General features: G+C 72.9%; 18 protein-coding genes. 11 read left to right on the top strand and 7 right to left on the bottom strand.

What is annotated here, in order from left to right; translation table 11 throughout:
• Positions 1 to 4 precede the first annotated feature (4 nt).
• Complete coding sequence (locus ACFYON_RS18495) at positions 5 to 1219, bottom strand: arginine deiminase (protein WP_354866602.1); 1215 nt, start codon at positions 1217 to 1219, stop codon at positions 5 to 7.
• 162 nt (positions 1220 to 1381) lie between these two features.
• Here ACFYON_RS18495 and ACFYON_RS18490 point away from each other — a divergent pair, with 162 nt between their 5' ends.
• From ACFYON_RS18490 to pheA, 4 genes are all read left to right on the top strand, one after another.
• Positions 1382 to 2119 carry a hypothetical protein gene (locus ACFYON_RS18490; protein WP_355093742.1) on the top strand — a complete coding sequence of 246 codons (738 nt, stop codon included), beginning with the start codon at positions 1382 to 1384 and terminating at the stop codon, positions 2117 to 2119.
• 144 nt (positions 2120 to 2263) lie between these two features.
• Positions 2264 to 2713 carry a hypothetical protein gene (locus ACFYON_RS18485; protein WP_354866598.1) on the top strand — a complete coding sequence of 150 codons (450 nt, stop codon included), beginning with the start codon at positions 2264 to 2266 and terminating at the stop codon, positions 2711 to 2713.
• 86 nt (positions 2714 to 2799) lie between these two features.
• Complete coding sequence (locus tag ACFYON_RS18480; protein WP_387188641.1) at positions 2800 to 3345, top strand: hypothetical protein; 546 nt, start codon at positions 2800 to 2802, stop codon at positions 3343 to 3345.
• Positions 3346 to 3355: 10 nt separating this feature from the next.
• Complete coding sequence (pheA, locus tag ACFYON_RS18475) at positions 3356 to 4309, top strand: prephenate dehydratase (protein ID WP_354866597.1); 954 nt, start codon at positions 3356 to 3358, stop codon at positions 4307 to 4309.
• 39 nt (positions 4310 to 4348) lie between these two features.
• On the opposite strand, the gene ACFYON_RS18470 is transcribed toward pheA, so the two are convergent.
• The 3 genes from ACFYON_RS18470 to ACFYON_RS18460 all read right to left on the bottom strand — a co-directional run bounded on the left by ACFYON_RS18470 (position 4349) and on the right by ACFYON_RS18460 (position 6025).
• Complete coding sequence (locus ACFYON_RS18470) at positions 4349 to 5068, bottom strand: AIM24 family protein (RefSeq protein WP_354866595.1); 720 nt, start codon at positions 5066 to 5068, stop codon at positions 4349 to 4351.
• 94 nt (positions 5069 to 5162) lie between these two features.
• Positions 5163 to 5507 (bottom strand): metallopeptidase family protein, encoded by a 345-nt coding sequence (locus ACFYON_RS18465; RefSeq protein ID WP_354866782.1) that lies wholly within the window; start codon positions 5505 to 5507, stop codon positions 5163 to 5165.
• An 89-nt stretch (positions 5508 to 5596) separates the two neighbouring features.
• Positions 5597 to 6025: an OsmC family protein gene (locus ACFYON_RS18460; protein WP_354866593.1), complete on the bottom strand. Its 429-nt coding sequence runs from the start codon at positions 6023 to 6025 to the stop codon at positions 5597 to 5599.
• A gap of 117 nt (positions 6026 to 6142) precedes the next feature.
• On the opposite strand from ACFYON_RS18460, the gene ACFYON_RS18455 reads away from it, so the two are divergent.
• From ACFYON_RS18455 to ACFYON_RS18445, 3 genes are all read left to right on the top strand, one after another.
• Positions 6143 to 6865 (top strand): hypothetical protein, encoded by a 723-nt coding sequence (locus ACFYON_RS18455; protein WP_354866591.1) that lies wholly within the window; start codon positions 6143 to 6145, stop codon positions 6863 to 6865.
• A 168-nt stretch (positions 6866 to 7033) separates the two neighbouring features.
• Positions 7034 to 7855, top strand: coding sequence for an HAD family hydrolase (locus tag ACFYON_RS18450; protein ID WP_354866589.1), 822 nt, complete (start codon positions 7034 to 7036; stop codon positions 7853 to 7855).
• Positions 7855 to 8667 carry an HAD family hydrolase gene (locus tag ACFYON_RS18445; RefSeq protein WP_354866587.1) on the top strand — a complete coding sequence of 271 codons (813 nt, stop codon included), beginning with the start codon at positions 7855 to 7857 and terminating at the stop codon, positions 8665 to 8667. The genes ACFYON_RS18450 and ACFYON_RS18445 overlap by 1 nt, the downstream gene beginning before the upstream one ends.
• Before the next feature lie 34 nt (positions 8668 to 8701).
• On the opposite strand, the gene ACFYON_RS18440 is transcribed toward ACFYON_RS18445, so the two are convergent.
• On the bottom strand, positions 8702 to 9292 hold the full coding sequence (locus tag ACFYON_RS18440) for a bacterial proteasome activator family protein (RefSeq protein WP_354866585.1): 591 nt from the start codon (positions 9290 to 9292) through the stop codon (positions 8702 to 8704).
• A gap of 56 nt (positions 9293 to 9348) precedes the next feature.
• On the opposite strand from ACFYON_RS18440, the gene ACFYON_RS18435 reads away from it, so the two are divergent.
• Positions 9349 to 10176, top strand: coding sequence for an alpha/beta hydrolase family protein (locus ACFYON_RS18435; protein ID WP_387320953.1), 828 nt, complete (start codon positions 9349 to 9351; stop codon positions 10174 to 10176).
• A 48-nt stretch (positions 10177 to 10224) separates the two neighbouring features.
• On the top strand, positions 10225 to 11445 hold the full coding sequence (locus tag ACFYON_RS18430; protein ID WP_354866581.1) for an ABC transporter substrate-binding protein: 1221 nt from the start codon (positions 10225 to 10227) through the stop codon (positions 11443 to 11445).
• Between the two features lie 81 nt (positions 11446 to 11526).
• On the opposite strand, the gene ddaH is transcribed toward ACFYON_RS18430, so the two are convergent.
• The gene (ddaH, locus tag ACFYON_RS18425) at positions 11527 to 12360 is read right to left on the bottom strand and encodes a dimethylargininase (protein WP_357709896.1); all 834 of its coding nucleotides are present in this window, start codon (positions 12358 to 12360) and stop codon (positions 11527 to 11529) included.
• A gap of 59 nt (positions 12361 to 12419) precedes the next feature.
• Between ddaH and ACFYON_RS18420 the strand changes: the two genes are divergently transcribed.
• A complete protein-coding gene (locus ACFYON_RS18420; protein ID WP_354866577.1) occupies positions 12420 to 12878 on the top strand; it encodes an Lrp/AsnC family transcriptional regulator in 459 nt (152 codons plus the stop codon).
• A gap of 55 nt (positions 12879 to 12933) precedes the next feature.
• Positions 12934 to 13890: a zinc-binding dehydrogenase gene (locus ACFYON_RS18415; protein WP_354866575.1), complete on the top strand. Its 957-nt coding sequence runs from the start codon at positions 12934 to 12936 to the stop codon at positions 13888 to 13890.
• Positions 13891 to 13897: 7 nt separating this feature from the next.
• On the opposite strand, the gene ACFYON_RS18410 is transcribed toward ACFYON_RS18415, so the two are convergent.
• The gene (locus ACFYON_RS18410; RefSeq protein ID WP_387189227.1) at positions 13898 to 14998 is read right to left on the bottom strand and encodes a hypothetical protein; all 1101 of its coding nucleotides are present in this window, start codon (positions 14996 to 14998) and stop codon (positions 13898 to 13900) included.
• Between the last annotated feature and the right edge of the window lie 12 nt (positions 14999 to 15010).

The raw sequence follows: 15010 nt of genomic DNA, 5'->3' as shown, positions 1-15010 counted from the left end.
CGGGTCAGGCGGCCCCGCCCTTCTCCCGCACCAGCGGGCAGGACATGCAGCGCGGGCCGCCCCGCCCGGAGCCCAGCTCCGACCCGGCGATGGCGATCACCTCGATGCCGGCCCGTTCCAGTTGCGCGTTGGTCTCCACGTTGCGCTCGTAGCCGACGCAGAGCCGGGGCGCGAGCGCGAGCGTGTTGTTGCCGTCATCCCACTGCTCCCGTTCGGCGGTGACCGGGTCGAGGCCGGTGTCGATCACCCGGAGCTGGTCGAGGTCCATCGCGTCGGCAGCGGCCCGCAGGAACGGCGCCGGCCCGTCGACCCGCAGGTCGTCGCCGTCCGCGCCGGCGATGACCGTGTACGCGGACAGCTCGTCGGCGACGTTCGGGTACATCAGCACGGCGTCGGCGTCGACCATCGTGCAGATCGTGTCCAGGTGCATGGTGGCGCGTTCCTGCGCGATCGGCACCACCAGGATGGTGTGTGCCAGGCCGGCCGCGAACACCTGCCGGGCCAGCCGTTCCGCGCCGGCCGGGGTGGTGCGCTCGCCGACGCCGACGGCGAGCACTCCTGGCGCGAGCAGCAGCACGTCGCCGCCCTCCAGGTGCTCCAGCCGGGGGTGGTAGACGAACTCGGTGCCGGCGAAGCGCGGGTGGTAGCGGTAGATGGCGTCGGTGAGCGTGGTCTCCCGCCGCCGGGCCGGCATGGCCAGGCTGGTCACACCGACCCGGTCGCCGATCCAGACCGACGAGTCGCGGGTGAACAGCAGGTTGGGCAGCGGGTCGATGACGAAGTCGTGCCGGTTCATCAGCGTCCAGACCAGACCGCCGGGGCGGTCGGCGCCGATCCGCAGTTCCTCGTGGGCCAGCCCGGCGGTGAGCACGTCGGCCAGCCCGGCCGGGTCGAGGTACGTCAGATGGTCGGCGACCCGGCGCCGCAGGGTGTGGCCGAGCCGGCGGGACCGCAGCACCTGCTCGGTCAGCTCGGCCCGGGCGTCGGCCACGGCGAGCGTCTCGACCAGCAGGTCGACCAGATAGAGCACCTCGACCCCGCGGGACCGCAGCGCCGCCGCGAACGCGTCGTGCTCCTCCTGCGCGCGTCCCACCCATGGGATAGCGTCGAACAGGAGACTGTCGTTGTTGCGTGGGGTGAGGCGGGCCAGTTCCGGTCCCGGACGGTGCAGCAGCACCGTCCCGAGGCGGGCGACTTCGCTGTCCACATAGTGGGTCACCCCCGCAGCCTAGGGCAGGCTTGCGCAGCATCCGGAAAAGAAGTGTGAATGAATATGGCATTCATCCGCACTCACTCCGGCGGTCCAACTTGCCGAGCCCCCGGGGGCGCAACGTAGGGTAGTGGAGACATAACTTCGAGAGACCTTTTGCCGGAGGTCGCGATGACTGTCTTTCCCGCTCGTCGAGCCGTATCGAGTAGGGCACTGCCGCCCCACACGGTGCCGCACTCCCGGGTCGAGCCCACCTCGGTGCTCGAACCGGCCCGACCGACTCCATTGGAGTGGGCCCGGCGTCGCCGGGCGGAGCGGGGGGCCCGCCGGTTGGAAGCGGCCGGGGCCCGCGCCCTGGGCCAACTCGACCACCTCGGTCCCGCCTGGCACGTCATCGAATGGCCCCGGACGGACCCGGCCGAGATGCTGCTCGACCGCGGCGGCGACGACCGCGCCGGGTTCCTGGCCATCGGGCCGAGCGGCCTGTTCGCGGTCACCATCGCCGACCACGGCCGGGCCCGGGTGCTGGTGGCCGGAGACGTGGTCCAGATCAACGGCAAGCGCCCGCCGTACGTGGCGGAGGCACGCCGGGACGCCAAGCGGGCCAGCAAGGCCCTCTCCGACGCGGTCGGCCTGCCGATCCCGGTTACCCCGGTGCTGACGTTCGTCGGCTCCGGGGTGATCAGCGTCTACGGCCTGCCGAAGGACTGCCTCATGGCCACCCACCGCGAGCTGGATCGCCTGCTGGTGGCCGGCGGAAACCGGATCAGCCCGGCCACCGCCGAGAAGCTCTCCCGCGTCGCCCAGGCACCGGCGACCTGGTTCAACGGCACGTACCGTCCATCCGCCGACTACCGGTGGTATGACGAGGGCCGAACGGCCGCTGACAAGCGGGCCGCCCGCCGGTAACGTCTCCGGCGACGCCACGCGGCCCCCGGCACCGCCCCCGACTGGTTCCGTCGGTCCGCGCCGTCGCCGGCCGCCCGGCAGCCGATGCTTCCGCCGCACCGACCGGCTAGCGTGGACAGACGGTCGGTGTACATAGGAGGCGCGGTGGCCCACGTCGAACTCTCACTCTCGGAAGTGTTCGCGCCCGCGGCATCCACCGAGCAGGAGTCCGACAACTTCGGGCAGTGGTCCGGCATGGTCTCCCGGGCCGCCGAGCCGTGCCTGCTGATCGACGCCGGCACCACTGTCGTGGCGATCTCCTCGTCCGGCTGCGGCCTGCTCTGCCTGGGCGCCCCGGAGGACGTGATCGGCCTGCCCCTGCTGGAGGGCGGCCTGCGCCTGGTCGACTTCACGGCCAGACCGAGCGAGCTGACCGAGCAGGAGACCGACAAGATCCCGCCGTTGCTCGCGCTGCACTCCGGGCGGCTCGCCCGCGGCCTGCTGCGCGTGCAGGGGCCCGGCTCCCACGCCGGCCGGACGGTCGACGCCATCTCCACGCCGGTGCTCACCGACGGCGCGGTGGCCGGCTCGCTCACCTTCCTCTCCGCGGTCTGACCCCCGCGACGGGACCCGGTGTGCTTCACCCGGGCCGGTCGACCTCCTACGATGACCTCGGCCCCGCAACACGACGACACCCCTCGATGTCGAGGACGCACACCGTGCCAGGCACCCCGCACCCCCGCCGCCACCGCCACCGCCCGCTGGCGCTGCTGATGCTGCTCGCCCTCACCGCCTGCGGCACCCCGCCCGAGCTGCGCGCACCACCATCCGCCGCCGCGACGCCCGGCCCGGCCCGGACGGCGTCCGCCACGCCGACCCCGAGCGCCACCCCGACCCCACCGGCGCCGGTCCTCCCGCCCACGCTCGCCCCGTCCGTGCCGTCGTCGGCGGCGCCCTGCCGGGGGCGGCCCTCCGGCGACCGGATAGTCGCGCTGTTGCGCGGCTCCGCAGGCGTGCTGCCCCGCGACGTCCGGGTCACCGTGACGACCGGTCCGCTCTGCGCCGACGGCTGGCAGTACACAGTGCTGACGGTCCCCGGGCACGAGGAGTTGCAGGTGGTCACCCGGGGCGAGACCGGCACGCCGAGGCTGGTCACCGCCGGCACCGACGTGTGCGGCGTCGAGGTACGGACCGTGGCGCCGGCCGGCATCCGCACCCTGGCCTGCGACGGCACGCCAGGTGCGTAGGCTGGTCGGCATGCCCGGAACACCGCCGACCCGCTTCATCTACCTGGGCCCCGAGGGCACCTTCGCCGAGCAGGCGCTGCGTACCGTGCCCGCCGCCGAGCGCGGGGACCGCACACCCGCCCGCAGCGTCGGCGAGGCGCTCGACGCGGTACGCGCCGGAGAGGCGGACGCGGCACTGGTGCCGCTGGAGAACTCCATCGGCGGCGCGGTCGGGGTGACGCTCGACGAACTGGTCGAGGGCGACCCGCTGGTGATCACCCGCGAGGTGGTCCTGCCGGTGGAGTTCGTGCTGGCCGCCCGCGCCGGCGGGCTGTCCGACGTCCGCGCCGTCGCGGCCCACCCGCAGGCGTCCACCCAGTGCCGGGGCTGGCTGCGGGAGCACCTGCCCGACGCCACAGTGGTCGACGTGCTCTCCAACGGCGCCGCCGCGGCCGGGGCGGCCAGCGGCGAGTACGACGCCGCCATCTGCGCCCCGATCGGGGCGACCCGGCACCGGTTGTCGGTGCTCGCCGACAAGATCGCCGACCACTCGGACGCGGTGACCCGGTTCGCGCTCGTGGCCCGCCCCGGACCGCCCCCGCCGCCCACCGGCGACGACCTCACCTCGCTCGCGGTGTTCCTCGCCCACGACCGGGTGGGCGCGCTGCTGGCGGTGCTGATGGAGCTGGCGGTACGCGGCGTGAACATGACCCGGATCGAGTCCCGCCCCACCGGCGAGGCGCTCGGCCGTTACGTGTTCTTCCTGGACTGCGCCGGGCACGTCGCCGACGTACGCCTCGGCGAGGCGTTGCAGGGGCTGCGCCGGGTCTGCGCCGACGTGCGGTTCCTGGGGTCGTACCCCCGGCACCGCTGGAGCACGGCGGTGGGTGAGCAGCCGGCGCCGGTGCCGCCCGGGCTCACGGACGCCGACTACGCCGACGCGGCGGCCTGGGTGGCCCGGCTACGGGCCGGAGAGCTGAGCTGACCGGCCCGGGGCGACCTCGCCGCCCCGGGCACCGGAGGGTCACTGAAGCAGGCCGCCGAGCACGCCGCCCTGCTGCTGGGAGCCGCTGCCGGCCACCGGAGGCTCCTCGGAGGGCTGGACCACCACGAAGCCCTGCCCGGCGAAGCTCATCGTGAACGCCTCGCCGGTGCTGCGGCCGAGCAGCGTGCCGAGGCCGAGCTGCTCAGCTCGGTGGTAGCCGGTCTGGAGGTTCGCCGACCAGCAGACCGCCGCCTGCGGGTCCACGTACGTCGGCGCGTCCACGTTCAGCACCACAGGGGTGCCCTTGGTGGTGATGGCGATCCGGCCGTGCCCGGTGAAGACGCAGTTGAACAGGCCGGAGGAGGACGCGAAACCGGCGCCGCCCACCATCTTGATGTCGTACTGAAGGGTCGGGTCGAACGCCAGCACGCTGGAACCGTTGATGGACAGCGCGTCGCCCGGCTCCAGGTCGATGATGTGCACGTCCTTGGCGAAGTCGGCGAGGAAGACGTCACCGCGCCCGGAGAGCTTCATCAGCGGCACGCCCTCACCGGTGAGCCGCTGCTTGATGAACTTGCCGATGCCGCCGGAACCGAGCGCCTGGAAGTGCACCTGCCCCTGGTAGGCGACCATCGACCCGACGCGGGCCATCGCCTCGCCGTTCAGCTCGATCTTCAGCATCTTGGCGTTCTGCAACCTCATGCCCGGCTGCTGGGACTCCTTCTCAAGGTTCTCTGCGGAGAACAGCGCGCTGCGCATGGGTCTTCCTCCTGCATCAGATCGGTCTGATCCGCAGGTTAGGGGACCGGCGCAACCGCCGGAATCGGCCGGGCGGGGACGCTCCGCAGGCCGGTCAGCCCCAGCCCAGGGCGTGCAGCCGCTCGTCGTCGATGCCGAAGTGGTGGGCGATCTCGTGCACCACCGTCACCGCCACCTCCTCGACGACGTCGTCGTCGGTGTCGCAGATCGCCAGGATCGGGTTGCGGTAGATCAGGATGCGGTCGGGCAGCACGCCCGAGTAGTCCCAGCCGCGATTGGTGAGGGCATGTCCCTCGTACAGGCCGAGCAGGTCCTCGCCCGGCGGCGGGTCGTCCTCCACCAGGATGACCACGTTGCTCATCAACCCGAGCAGTTCCTCGGGCACCTCGTCGAGCGCCTCGCCGACCAGTTCCTCGAACCGGTCCCGGCTCATCTCCACAGCCACGCGGCCCGGTCACTCCCTCCCGATCGGGCACACCGCAGGGCGAGGGCGTCCCGCAGGACACCCCCGCCGTGCCGTACGCGATGTCAGGCCAGACGGGCGTTCAGCGTGATCTGCGCGCCCGGGGACAGCAGCCGGGAGATCGGGCAGTTCTCCTTGGCCGCCTCGGCGAGCTTGGTGAACTCGGTCTGGTCGATGCCCGGTACCTGGCCCACGGTCTCCAGGTCGATGCGGGTCACCGTCATACCGGCGTCGGTCTTGTCGAAGTGCACCTTGGCGGTGGTCTCCACTGCCGACTCCTGGGCGCCGGCGTCGGCGAGCTGCTTGGAGAGGGCCATCGAGAAGCAGCCGGCGTGCGCGGCCCCGATCAGTTCCTCGGGGTTGGTGCCCTCGCCCTCCTCGAAGCGCGACTTGAAGGAGTAGTTGCCGGACAGGCCGCCCTTGCCGGTGCGGACGGTGCCGGACCCCTCGGTGAGGTTGCCCTGCCAGCGAGCGGATGCGGTACGGATAGGCATGGCACCGACGCTAACCGAAAGCGGGCCGCCCCGCACCGGACCTCGGGTCGCGATCCCGGCCGGTGGGCGTGGGCTGTGCCATGATTCGACCCAGGCCCGCGCACGGGAAGGGTGGCCATGTCGCAGGATCTCCCCGTTCCCCGGCAGGACAAGCGGATCCCCATGCAGGACAACCGGTCCGACGACACCACGATCGTCGAGTGGGGCGACACCGAGCCGGAGTCGTCCGGCCGGGCCGGGCGCTCGTTCGCCGCGCTGGGCCGGGACCGTCGCCTGCCGACGGTGCTCACCGGGCTCGGCGCGGTGGCCGCCGTCGCCTCGCTGATCGGCGAGTGGCTGGTGATCGCGGTGCCGGCCGAGGTCCGGGGCGGCGAGACACCCACCCGGCTGACGAACGGCATCTCCGACATCGGCGGGCTCGGGACGGCGTACCTGGTGGGCCTGCTCGGGCTGTCGGTCGCGGTGGTGCTGACGCTGCGCGGCGCCCCGACCGTACGGCGGCACGCCGGGCTGGCCGGGCTGGGCCTTGCCGCGGGCGTGCTCGGGGTGCTCGTCGCGACCGCCGCCTCCCTCGAACAGATCGCCCGGCGCATCCTGTTCTTCGTCGGCGAGCAGCGCCTCCAGGTCGAGCACGGACGCGGCCTGGTCAGCGCGTTCGTCGCCGTCGCGCTGCTGGCGGCCGCGCTGTACCTGGCCGGCCGGGCGCCCGGCGCCGAGGAGCCGGACGTGGACCGGCCCGGCCACGGCCGCCGGGCGGACGAGGACGATCTGCCCCCGGCCCCGGCGGACCTGACTGTGCAGCCCACGACGCCGTTCGCCGATCCCGGCCGGTCCCGCTGAGCCACGCCCGGCAGGGCGTACGCCGGCCACCGGAGCTTCGCCGCCGATTCGCCGGAAAGCCGTGGTTGCCGCCCGTCGCGCGAGATACGGTTGCTGCCCGCCGTCCCATGGTCGCGGCACCCGAGGACCTGGTCGGCCGGCGTGACGGCGGCGGGCGAAGGAGGAACCATGACCCGCCCGGGACTGCCCAAGCTGATCGCCACCGACCTCGACGGCACGCTCGTCCGCAGCGACGAGACCGTCTCCGCGTACACCCATCGGGTGCTGGACCGGGTGCGGTCCGCCGGGATCCCGGTGGTCGGCGCGACCGGCCGCGGACCGCGCCTGACCGAACTCACCCGCAACGACATCCGGGCCGCCGACTTTCTGGTGATGGCCGGCGGCGGCCGGGTGGTGGACCAGAGCGACCCCGAGGGGCCGCTGGTGCTGCGCGACGAGCGCCTGCCCGGCGAGGTGCTGGCCCGGATCCTCACCGACCTGGAGGCGGCGGTCGGTCCGCTGACGGTGATGGTGGAGGCGTCGGACGAGCACGACGCGCCGTTGTGGGGCGACTACCACCCGAGCTGGCCCTACCCGGACCGGTTCGAGGCGCGCAGCCGGACGGAATGCCTGTCCTGCGACGTCATCAAGGCGTTCGCCCGGACCGCCGACCACCACGTGGACGAGCTGCTGGCCGCGGCCCGCGCGATCGTGCCGCCGGAGGTGGCCACGCTCACCCAGGCCGGGCTCGGCTTCATCGAGATCTGCCCGCCCCGCACGGACAAGGCCAGCGGCCTGAGCGTGATCGCCGAGCGGCTCGGCGTGGACCCGGCGGACGTGCTGGTCTTCGGCGACCAGCCGAACGACCTGCCGATGTTCGGCTGGGCGGGATGGGCCCGGGTGGCGGTGGCGAACGCCCACCCGGAGGTGCGCGCCGCGGCGGACGAGGTCACCCTGCGCAACGACGACGACGGCGTCGCGGTCTACCTGGACCGACTACTGTCCCGATGATGGAAGATCCACCTCGGCTCGTCGCCTCCGACATCGACGGCACGCTGCTGCGCGACGACCGGACGCTCAGCCCGCGTACCGCCGCGGTGCTGGCCCGCATCGCCGCCGCCGGCACCCCGGTGGTCCTGGTCACCGGCCGTCCGATCCGCTGGCTCCAACTCGTGTACGAGCAGCTCACCGAGCCGCTGCCGGCCATCTGCGCGAACGGCGCCGTGGTGTACGACCCGCACACCGACCAGGTGCTGCGGGCCGACCCGTTCGCCCCGGAACTGCTGGCCGAGGTGGCCCGGCGGCTGCGCGCCGAGGTGCCCGGAATCAGCTTCGCGGTGGAGATCGTGGACAGCCGGCAGATGCGGCACGAGGCGCACTACCCGCTGCGCTGGGACGCCGACCACGACGCGATCCGGGCGATCGAGTCGCCCGAGGAGCTACTCGCCGCGCCCGCGGTGAAGCTGCTGGCCCGCGCCGGCGACCAGGACCCGGACGTGTTCGTCCGGGTGGTGGCGGGCGCGCTGGAAGGGCTGGCCGAGGCGACCCACTCGTCGTACAGCGGGCTGATCGAGATCTCCGCCGCCGGTGTGACGAAGGCGGCCGGCCTGGCCTGGTACGCGGAGCGGCTGGGCGTCGACGAGCGGGACGTGCTGGCCTTCGGCGACATGCCGAACGACGTGCCGATGCTGGCCTGGGCCGGACGGGCGGTGGCCGTCGCCAACGCCCACCCGGCCGTACGGGAGATCGCACACGAGGTCACCGGGCCGAACACCGAGGACGGCGTGGCGGCGTACCTGGAGAAGGTCTTCGGGGTGGACTGAGCGGCCGGGGCGCGCGACGCGCCCCGGCCTGCGGTCACAGGTACTGGCCGGGCGCGTGGCCCTCGGCGCTCCCGGGCATCCCGGGCATGCCCGGGATCACGCCGCCCGGGCCGCTGGGCAGCGCCTGACGGCCGGAACGCATCTGCTCCAACTGGACGCGGGCGGCCATCTGCTGGGCCACGAGCGCGGCCTGGATGCCGTGGAACAGCCCTTCCAGCCAGCCCACGAGCTGGGCGTGTGCGATGCGCAGCTCGCCCTCGCTCGGCGTCTGCTGCTCGGTGAACGGCAGCGAGATCCGCTCCAGCTCCTCGCGCAGCTCGGGGGCGAGGCCCTCCTTCAGCTCGACGATCGAGCGTTCGTGGATCTCCCGCATCCGGTTCCGGCTGGCGTCGTCCAGCGGCGCGGCCTTCACCTCCTCCAGCAGCTGCTTGATCATGCTGCCGATCCGCATCACCTTGGCCGGCTGCTCGACCAGCCGGGTCGGGTCCTCGCCCTTGTCCTCGTCGGTCTGCACCGTGCCGACCGGGCGGCCGTCCGGCCCGACCACCACCACGGTGCCGGGGATCCCATCGTTGCCCTGTTCGTCGTCGTGTCCGGCGGAATGCGCTTCGGTCATGGCACCCATCTTTACCCACGCGAACCAGGTGCACGCGGCCGGACCGGTGGCGCTACCGTCGCCGCATGCTCTCCGACCCGCGCGAGGTGCTGACCCGCCCGTCCCCGCCCCCGGATGCCACAGTCGCCTACGGCGACCATCCGGACCAGTGCGCCGACCTGCGCCGGCCGGCCGGCGACGGGCCACCCCGGCCGCTGGTGGTCGTGGTGCACGGGGGCTTCTGGCGGGCGGAGTACGACCCTACCCACACCGGTCCGATGGCGGCGGCGCTCGCCGCGCTCGGCCACCCGGTCGCGCAGATCGAGTACCGCCGGACCGGCCAGCCGGGCGGTGGCTGGCCGCACACGCTGGCCGACGTCCGCGCCGGGATCGCCGCGCTGCCGGAGCTGGCCGCCGCCGCACTGCCCGGCCGGGTGGCGCCGGCGCCGCCGATCCTGGTCGGTCACTCCGCAGGCGGGCACCTGGCCCTGTACGTGGCCGCGAAGGCCCCGGAGACGGTCGGCGGGGTGCTCGCGCTGGCGCCGGTTGCCGACCTCGCTCAGGCGTACCGGCTGGACCTGGACGGGGGTGCGGTGGCCGCGCTGCTCGGCGGCGGCCCGGAGGAGGTGCCGGACCGGTACGCGGAGGCGGATCCATCATCATTGGTGCCTTTTCGCACACGCACGGTAGTCATTCACGGCCAGGCGGACCTCCAGGTTCCGGTGGCGATCAGCCGGTCCTGGGTGGCCGCCGACCGGGCCGCCGGAGGCTCCGCCACCCTCGTTGAGCTGCCGGAATGCGAGCATTTCGGACTCATCGCCCCGGATTCCACCGCCTGGCCCCTGGTGATCGAGGCGTTGCGGTCGCTTCACGGTGATCTTCAGGGCATTGACGCAGCGTCTCCGAGCAGGTAGAACGCCGAAGGGGTGTGCACCATGGCCACCCTGTCGGGAAGGAAATCGGTGGCACAGATGAACCGCAGGCGGACGCTGCAACTGCTGGCCGCGCTGGGTACCACCGGACTGGCGGCGGGCTGCGGCTCCGGGGACGACTCCGGGGAGCAGGCCGGATCCGGCAGCCCGATCAAAGTCGGGCTGATCGTGCCCGGCAGCGGGGCGAACAAGGCCATCGGCGACGAGATCACGAACGGCTTCCAGCTCTTCCTCAGCATGCGCGGCCAGCAGATCGCCGGCCACCCGGTCACGCTCGTGGCCGCCGAGGAGGGCGACACCGCCGCCACCGGCAAGGCCGCCGTCGACCGGCTGCTCAAGGAGGGCGTTCTCGCGCTCACCGGCGTGGTCAACCCGGCCGTGATGACCGGCATCAAGGATGCCGTCGAAGAGGCCCGGGTGCCGCTGCTCGGCTCCAACGCCTCCCCGTCGACGCTCCAGGGCGTGGTCTACATCTGGCGCACGTCGTACGTGCTGACCGAGCCCGGCGAGGCGCTCGGCGAGTACCTGCGCCAGAAGCTGGACGCGTCGAGCCGGATCGCCATCTTCGGCACCCGCGGCCCGGGCAGCCAGGACGTCGTCGAGGGCCTGCGGCGCACGTACGAGCGGGGCCGCCGGCTCACCGAGGACCCGATCTTCACCGACGACGACCCCAACCCCTCCCGGACGCTCTACTCCGGGCCGATCAGCAAGGCGCTCGGGCGCAAGCCGGACGCGGTCTTCTGCCACTACTCCGGCGCGCAGGCCGTGCAGTTCGTCAAGCAGCTCTACGCGCAGGGCTACCGGGGACCGATCTACGCTCCCGGGTTCCTCACCGAGGGCACCGCGCTCGACCAGCTCGACGACGGGGAGAAGGGCCGCGAGCGCAAGCTGATCCAGTCGCACGGCATCGAGACCGCGCTGAACTACTCGGCCGACCTCAACAGCACCGCGAACCGGATCTTCGCCTCGGCGTACCGGAAGACGTTCAACTCGGCACCCACCACGTACGCGATGGCCTCCTACGACGCCGCGCTGGTGCTGGACAAGGCGATCCGGCTGGCCGGCGCGAACCCGTCGCCGCAGCAGGTCAACCTGGCACTCGGCAAGATCGGCCAGGTGGACAGCCCGCGCGGCACCTGGCAGTTCAACCAGACCCGTACCCCACAGCAGAAGTGGTACCTGCGCCGGGTGCAGACCGACGGCCGCCTGCTCTCCAACGTCGTGATCAACGAACTGGCCACGCTGGGCTGACCGGAACCCGTACGCGCCGAAGGGCGGTCTCCCCGGGGGAGGCCGCCCTTCGCGCGTCGAGGCGTGACGTCGAGGCGTGGCTCAGTGCCGCAGCTCGGCGATGCAGCACTTCACGCTGCCGCCGCCCTTCTTCAGCTCGGCCAGCTCCACCGGGACCGGGTGGTAGCCGGCCGCCTTCAGCTTGCCGGCCAGCCGGGTCGCCTCGTTGTTCAGCACCACGTTGAGCCCGTCGCTGACGAGGTTCAGGCCGAACGCCAGCGCGTCCTCGTCGTCCGCGACGATCGCGCCCGGGAAGAGCTGGGCCAGCACCTGCTGGCTCGCGTGGGAGAAGGCGCCCGGGTAGTAGACGATGTTCTCGTCGTCGATCGAGGCCAGCGCGACGTCCAGGTGGTAGAAGCGCGGATCGACCAGGTGCAACGAGACCACCGGCCGTCCGAGCGCCTCCTGCGCCTCCGCGTGCGCGGCCGGCTCGGTCCGAAAGCCGTAGCCGGCGAGGATCAGGCCGCCGTGCGCGTCCGGCAGGTACGCGAAGTCGCCCTCGCCCTCGTTCGTCTCGCTCGGCGCGATGAACCGCCAGCCCTGCTCCTCGTAGAACGCCCGGTGCGCGGCGGCCTCGGCGGACCGCTGCTCGTGCTTGAACCGGGCGCCGTAGGCGGTGCCGTCGACCACGAGGGCACCGTTGGCCGCGTACACCATGTCCGGCAGGCCCGCCTCGGGGGCGAGCAGGTGCACGTCGTGACCCAGCCCGACGAGCGTCTCCCGCAGCCGGTCCCACTGCTTGACCGCCAGTTCGGCGTCGACCGGCGTGGTCACGTCCATCCACGGGTTGATCGCGTACTCGACCGTGAAGTGCTCGGGCGAACACATGAGATATGTCCGCTTTCGCGGGACTCGCTGCTGGTTCACGGTCACCAACAGTAGGTACGGTACAACTTTGGTAACAGCCACAAGCATTGCTTCCCGGGAGCAGAACGTTGCAGATAGACGCGGTTGACCAGCGAATCATTGCGTTACTCGTCGCGGATGCTCGCGCCTCGTACGCGGACATCGGCAGCCGGGTGTCACTCTCCGCCCCCGCCGTCAAGCGACGGGTCGACCGCCTCCGATCCGCCGGGGTGATCCGGGGGTTCACCGCCGTCGTCGACCCGGCCGCGGTCGGCTGGACCACCGAGGCGTTCGTCGAGCTGTTCTGCGCCGGCCGGACCACTCCGGCGCAGATCGGCGCCGCCGCCCGCCGGCATCCCGAGGTGGTCGGCGCGTACACCGTCTCCGGAGAGGCGGACGCGCTCGTGCACCTGCGCGCCGCGGACATCTCCCACCTGGAGGACGCGCTGGAACGGCTGCGCGCCGAATCGTTCGTCACCTCGTCCCGCAGCACCATCGTGCTCTCCCGGCTCGTCGAGTCCCCGGGCGTCGGACCGTCCACTCCTTGACCTCAACCTCACTTCATGTCGTGCACTCGTCATCGGTGGACGACGAGGAGGCGGTATGCGTGCGGTGTGGCTACGAGAGTTCGGCGGACCGGAGATGCTCGTGCCCGGAACGGCGCCCGACCCGGCACCCGGACCGGGCCAGGTGCTCGTCGACGTGGCACACGCGAACATCACGTTCATCGAGACGATGTTCCGGGCCAGCGGATTCGGACCGTTCGGCACCGAGCTGCCGGTGATCCCCGGCAACGGCGTCGGCGGCACGATCACCGCGCTCGGACCGGACGTCGACCCGGCGCTCGCCGGACGCGTCGTGGTCACCGTGACCGGCGGCACCGGCGGGTACGCCGAGCGCGTCGTGGTCGACCAGGCCGCGCCCGTCCCCGTACCCCCGGGGTTGCCGCTGGACGCGGCGGTGGCGCTGATGGCCGACGGCCGGACCGCCCTGATGCTGGCCCGGGCAGCCGGGCTGCGGCCGGGCGACCGGGTCCTGGTCGAGGCGGCGGCCGGTGGCGTCGGATCCCTGCTCACGCAGTCGGCGGCGGCGGCCGGGGCGACGGTGGTGGCCGCCGCCGGCGGCCCGGCAAAGGTCGACCTGCTCCGCGCCGCCGGCCTCGACGTGGCCGTCGACTACCGGCAGGCCGGCTGGACCGACCGGGTCCGGGACGCCGTCGGCGCCGTCGACGTGGTGTTCGACGGCGTCGGCGGGCCGCTCGCCCGGGAGGCGTTCGACCTGCTGGACCGCGGCGGGCGGATGCTCAGCTTCGGGCTGGCCGGCGGCGCCTGGGCGGACATCCCGGCCGAGGCGGCAGCCGCACGCGGCGTCACGCTGCTGAGCCCACGCCCCGGCCCGGACGAGCTGCGCGCCCTCACCGAGGCGGCACTCGCCGAGGGCGCGGCCGGGCGGCTGCGACCGCTGATCGGGCAGCGTTTCCCGCTGGACCGGGCCGCCGCCGCGCACGCCGCGATCGAGGCCCGTCAGACGGTGGGCAAGACCCTGCTCGACGTACGCTGATCCGGGCTCAGAGGTACATGCCGGTGCGGTGCTCCTCGGCCCGCGCCGGCTTGTCGCCCTCGCCGAAAAAGCGCTTGCCGCCGAACTCGCCGTGCAGACGGTCGTCCAGCTCGTCCGCGAGACCGGTCATCACCTGCACCGCGAGCATCAGATGGGTGGCCTGGAAGTTGCGGCCGAAGACCGGGATCGACGCCCACACCGTGTCGTCGGCGCAGTAGAGCCGGCCGATCGGCATCCGGTTGGTCAACTCGGAGAGCTTCACGTAGAGGCGCTCGGTCGGCTCGACCTCGGTCAGCACCGGCGAGAAGACGTCCACCAGCGGCGGGTTGTCGCGCACCCGGACGAAAACCATGGCCGACCCGGCCCGGATGTTTATGTCACCGTCGGAGTCGACCTGGAGCTGGTCGGACGCGGACTTCAGCATCGTCGACACGACGGTGCGGACCCGCTCCTCCAGCGCCAGCACGTCGTTCTCGCCGGCCTGGGCGGCCGCCGCCGCGGCCAGCGCCTCCTCCAGGTCGGCCTCGACGTCGCGGTCCGGGCCGAACTCGCCGCGGGCGGTGCCGAGCGGCTCCACCGGTAGCGGCTCGTCCTCGGCGTCGTGCACCAGGTAGACGAGGAAGGCCGGGTGCGGGGCGCCGTAGACGTCACGCAGCGTCCGGGACAGCACGGCAGCCAGCCGGGTCGCCTCGTCGGCGCCGCAGTCCAGCCCGAACTGCTCGCCGGAACCCGCCACCACACCCGGCGGCGACCAGCCGAGCGCCACCATGTCGGCCACCGCCGCCCGGTCCAGCCGGTAGCCCTGCGGCAGCGTGGCGTTGCCGACCGCGCGGGCCGAGAGGCGTCCCTCCTCGCCGGCATCCGCACTCACCGAGTAGACGGCGTCCCCGGTGCCCGAGGCGGTCGGGTCGAGCGTCACCTCCAGATGCCCGCCCGTGGGCAGCCCGCGCAGCCGGTCGGCGAGGGCCCGGGCGAACTCCCGCCAGGCCTCGGTGACCTTGGCCCGGAGATCAGCAGTGGTCGGCTCGTCGAGCAGGATCGGCTCGTGGTGCTCCGGCGTGGCGCCGGTGGCCTGCTCCTCCGGCGCCGAGGGGTGGTCTGCCGTCATATATCGCCTCCG

It is taken from the genome of Micromonospora sp. NPDC005686 (genome assembly GCF_042871665.1).
In the GTDB taxonomy this organism is placed as follows: domain Bacteria; phylum Actinomycetota; class Actinomycetes; order Mycobacteriales; family Micromonosporaceae; genus Micromonospora.
The sequence above is the reverse complement of the archived record's forward strand: the minus strand, read 5'-3'. Positions and strand labels throughout refer to the sequence as shown.

Coding starts and splice junctions, on each gene's coding strand:
- ACFYON_RS18490 (WP_355093742.1), top strand. CDS start 1,382: ATGACTGTCTTTCCCGCTCGTCGAGCCGTATCGAGTAGGGCACTGCCG.
- ACFYON_RS18480 (WP_387188641.1), top strand. CDS start 2,800: ATGTCGAGGACGCACACCGTGCCAGGCACCCCGCACCCCCGCCGCCAC.
- pheA (WP_354866597.1), top strand. CDS start 3,356: ATGCCCGGAACACCGCCGACCCGCTTCATCTACCTGGGCCCCGAGGGC.
- ACFYON_RS18470 (WP_354866595.1), bottom strand. CDS start 5,068: ATGCGCAGCGCGCTGTTCTCCGCAGAGAACCTTGAGAAGGAGTCCCAG.
- ACFYON_RS18460 (WP_354866593.1), bottom strand. CDS start 6,025: ATGCCTATCCGTACCGCATCCGCTCGCTGGCAGGGCAACCTCACCGAG.
- ACFYON_RS18455 (WP_354866591.1), top strand. CDS start 6,143: ATGTCGCAGGATCTCCCCGTTCCCCGGCAGGACAAGCGGATCCCCATG.
- ACFYON_RS18450 (WP_354866589.1), top strand. CDS start 7,034: ATGACCCGCCCGGGACTGCCCAAGCTGATCGCCACCGACCTCGACGGC.
- ACFYON_RS18445 (WP_354866587.1), top strand. CDS start 7,855: ATGGAAGATCCACCTCGGCTCGTCGCCTCCGACATCGACGGCACGCTG.
- ACFYON_RS18440 (WP_354866585.1), bottom strand. CDS start 9,292: ATGGGTGCCATGACCGAAGCGCATTCCGCCGGACACGACGACGAACAG.
- ACFYON_RS18435 (WP_387320953.1), top strand. CDS start 9,349: ATGCTCTCCGACCCGCGCGAGGTGCTGACCCGCCCGTCCCCGCCCCCG.
- ACFYON_RS18415 (WP_354866575.1), top strand. CDS start 12,934: ATGCGTGCGGTGTGGCTACGAGAGTTCGGCGGACCGGAGATGCTCGTG.
- ACFYON_RS18410 (WP_387189227.1), bottom strand. CDS start 14,998: ATGACGGCAGACCACCCCTCGGCGCCGGAGGAGCAGGCCACCGGCGCC.